Origin of the sequence: Phormidium sp. FACHB-1136, assembly GCF_014697375.1 — a bacterium.
Taxonomy (GTDB): Bacteria; Cyanobacteriota; Cyanobacteriia; order Phormidesmidales; family Phormidesmidaceae; genus Nodosilinea.
In genome coordinates, this window is sequence record NZ_JACJRS010000204.1 from 1 (window position 1) to 3257 (window position 3257).

Below are 3257 nucleotides of genomic sequence, written 5' to 3' on the forward strand. Positions count from 1 at the left end.
TTTGCTCATGGAAGTCAATGGCGCGTTCATATTGACCGAGAGAGAAGTAAGCAAGGCCCAAATTGCCCAGCGCGCGGCCTTCCCCTTGGCGATCCCCGATCTCGCGGGCTATCGCTAGACTTTGCTCATGGAAGTCAATGGCGCGTTCATATTGACCGAGAGAGGCGTAAGCAATGCCCAAATTGCCCAGCGCGCCGCCTTCCCCTCGGCGATCCCCGATCTCGCGGTAAATCGCCAACGCCTGTTCCCAAGATTGAAGTGCTTCCCGAAACTGACTGACGTTAGCCTGCTCAATGCCCTGCTCCAAGAGCCGATCAGCCTCCACCTTACGCTCCTCGGCACTCTGGGCCATTGCAGCGGGCACCAGCATCCCATTTCCGTGTAAAAAATCGGGATTATCAGCTAGGGGCACCAGCGCAGCCGTCAACACAACCAAAGTCAACCATTTCAAGCCATAGCGCATGGGGGTAATACTCCTAAATTTGTGGGTAACATCACTATATAGGTCTCGCCCTGGGCTACTTATTCAGTTTCTACGCCAACCTAAGGTGCATCAGCCGCCGTAAAGAGACGTGACCAGTGCCAAAATCCTGAATTTTTGAGTCTTGTAGCCGCTGTCCTATAAAGGTTTCAGGAGATGTGGCCCATTTTTACACGAATCGGTGCCATCCCCCAATCTGGCCCATCGCAGTCAAACAACAGGTCGTCCAACATATCATCGATGCTGTTCTGTTCGGTCTTCTTGCGTAGCAGGGTGCGGTCTCCTCAAGTATCGGGATTCTAGACCGCTTACACAAAATTCTGATCAGTCCCATGAAATCATCTGGCCGAGCTGTATAAGTTTCCTAGTATCAGACGTAAATCACACTGTTGTCTCACTGAAGTTGTGATTCTGATGCAAAAGTTGTCTTATCCTAATGTATCTTTTGCTAATCCTCGCAAGATTACCAACCAACGGCAAGTCCAGCATGAGCTCCAGTAACAGACGGCCATTTTACAAAGTTTCTATACCTCTTCGCCACTAATGATGGGGATAGTAGAGCTATCTCAGAATGACATTTTTAACCTGTCTATCAATCAGGCTACAGCTACCTTTCTCAATACCACTGTGGATTTCATTCAAGGTCGGTGGTCTAGAGATTTGGGAATGTCAGAAGCTCATATTAAAACTTGGATCGAATACTATCATAGAAGCCAAGTTTCTGGCCAGCCTGTACGATTTGAATATGCTTATACTAAAACTGAAACTGAAGAAACAGTTTGGCTCTCTGTTGTAGTCTCGTTTATTGGTATTGGTAGTTATTGGCGACCTCGATTTTCCTATGTAGCAGAGGATATTAGTGATCGAAAAGAAATAGAGCTAGAGCTGCATACTAAAACTCATGAACTAGATCAGTTCTTTACCGCGAGCATAGATTTGCTTTGTATTACTGATACAGAGGGATATTTCCATCGGCTTAGCCAGCAGTGGCAAGATATTCTAGGGTATTCCATCAATCACCTTGAAGGGTCTCGCTTCCTAGACTATGTCCATCCAGATGACTTATCTGCTACCCTGGAAGCTATTCATCGGCTAGGAAATCAGAAAACCGCACTCCATTTTAAAAATCGATATCGTTGTAAAGATGGTTCCTATCGGTGGCTAGAATGGCGTTCTATTAACATTGAAAATTTAATCTATTCTACAGCGCGTGACATTACGGATCAACGTCAGTTCGAGCTTGATCTAAAGACAGCTAAGGAGCAAATTGATCTAGTACTTAAGGTTTTATCAGGGAGTTTTTCTGATTGGGATCTTATAACCAAAAATATTTATTTTTCACCTCAATTTAAGTCCATGATCGGCTATTCAGAGGACGAACTTGAAGATTCCAGAGATATGTGGAATTCTGTGATTCTACAGGCAGATCGTGAAAATTCTTGGCAGTTTTTGGAAGATTATAATAGTGGCAAAGTAGATCAGTTTTGTGCTACTCAGCGATATCATCATAAAGATGGCTCTATTATCTATGTTCTCACCCGTGCTACCCCTATAAAAGATGAGCAGGGACAGGTCATTCGAATTGTAGAAAGCTATCTCGATATTACGGAATTAGTCACTACCAAAGAGACCTTAAAAGTCTCAGAGGCAAAACTTAGCAGTGTCCTAAATAGTTCGCTAGACGGCATTATGGCCTTCCAATCAGTACGTAACTTTGAAGGAAAAATTATTGACTTTGAATGGACTCTCAGCAATCCTGCGGCCTGTCGAATGATTGGTCGATCCGAGGGTTATCTTATGGGTAAACGCCTGCTAGAGGAAATGCCCGGAAACCAAGATGAAGGGCTCTTTGAAGGCTATGTCCACACCGTCGAAACTGGAGAACCCTACCAGCGAGAGTTTTACTATAACCATGATGGTATTGAGTCCTGTTTTGAAGCGGTTGCCGTCAAACTAGAGGATGGTTTTGCCGTTACCTTCCGCAATGTGACAACCCTCAAACAGTCTGAGCAGAAGCTCTATCAGCTGAATGATGAACTCGAAAGTCGGGTGACCGATCTAGCCCAACGCCATGCCGAAATGGTCACGCTAAATGAGATCAGTGACTTTCTTCATGCAGCGGCGACAGTTGAAGAAGCCTGCTATACCATTACCAGTTTAGTGGAAGATCTTTTCCCCCATTGTGCTGGGGATATTTTCATCGCCCGTAAGTCGCATGATCGACTAGAGAATATGAGCCATTTTGGGCCATATTTTTCATTTCAGATGGACTTGTCTCCCCATGAATGCTGGGGAATAAGGCGGGGGCAAATTCACCATGTAGAGGCCGATTATCCTAGTCTACGCTGTCAGCATATTCCCTCTGAAGCTGACCTTGCAGCGACCCTTTGTATTCCCATGATTGTTCAAGGTGAAACCCTTGGCTTGTTTTATCTGGCTACTAAAAATGCTGATGTTCTAGATGATGCAAAACAACAACTGGCTTACAGCCTAGCGGAACAGGTTGGTATGGCCGTTGCGAACCTCAACCTGAAAGAAACCCTGAAGCATCAAAGTATCCGCGACCCTTTGACCTGACTGCCTGACACATCTTTATGCCGCCTCCCAGGGGGGCAATTGACATCGTATGGACTGGATCCTAGAGAACCAGATGCGGTCATAGTACTGGTCTTCGGCGTTTTTAGAGGCAAAGCAGGGTTCAGGGTCAACGGTGAGCAGGGGGATGGGTTGGAGCAACGGACGCCCTTTGTTGACGGCACCCTTGAGCCAGCGGAGG

At 46.0% G+C, this 3257-nt stretch carries 3 protein-coding genes; 1 reads left to right on the top strand and 2 read right to left on the bottom strand.

The window, feature by feature from the left end; all coding sequences use genetic code 11:
• The coding region (locus tag H6G62_RS26435; RefSeq protein ID WP_190500744.1) for a tetratricopeptide repeat protein at positions 1 to 463 on the bottom strand (463 nt) is incomplete at its 3' end.
• Between the two features lie 684 nt (positions 464 to 1147).
• Here H6G62_RS26435 and H6G62_RS26440 point away from each other — a divergent pair.
• The gene (locus tag H6G62_RS26440) at positions 1148 to 3058 is read left to right on the top strand and encodes a PAS domain S-box protein (protein WP_190500745.1); all 1911 of its coding nucleotides are present in this window, start codon (positions 1148 to 1150) and stop codon (positions 3056 to 3058) included.
• Positions 3059 to 3073: 15 nt separating this feature from the next.
• Here the strand turns inward: H6G62_RS26440 and H6G62_RS26445 are convergent.
• Positions 3074 to 3257 (bottom strand): hypothetical protein (locus H6G62_RS26445; RefSeq protein WP_190492888.1); only part of this gene is annotated, 184 nt, incomplete at its 5' end.

What these genes read in the sequence shown, in the direction of transcription:
- H6G62_RS26440 (WP_190500745.1), top strand. Translation starts at nt 1,148, where the DNA reads ATGTCAGAAGCTCATATTAAAACTTGGATCGAATACTATCATAGAAGC.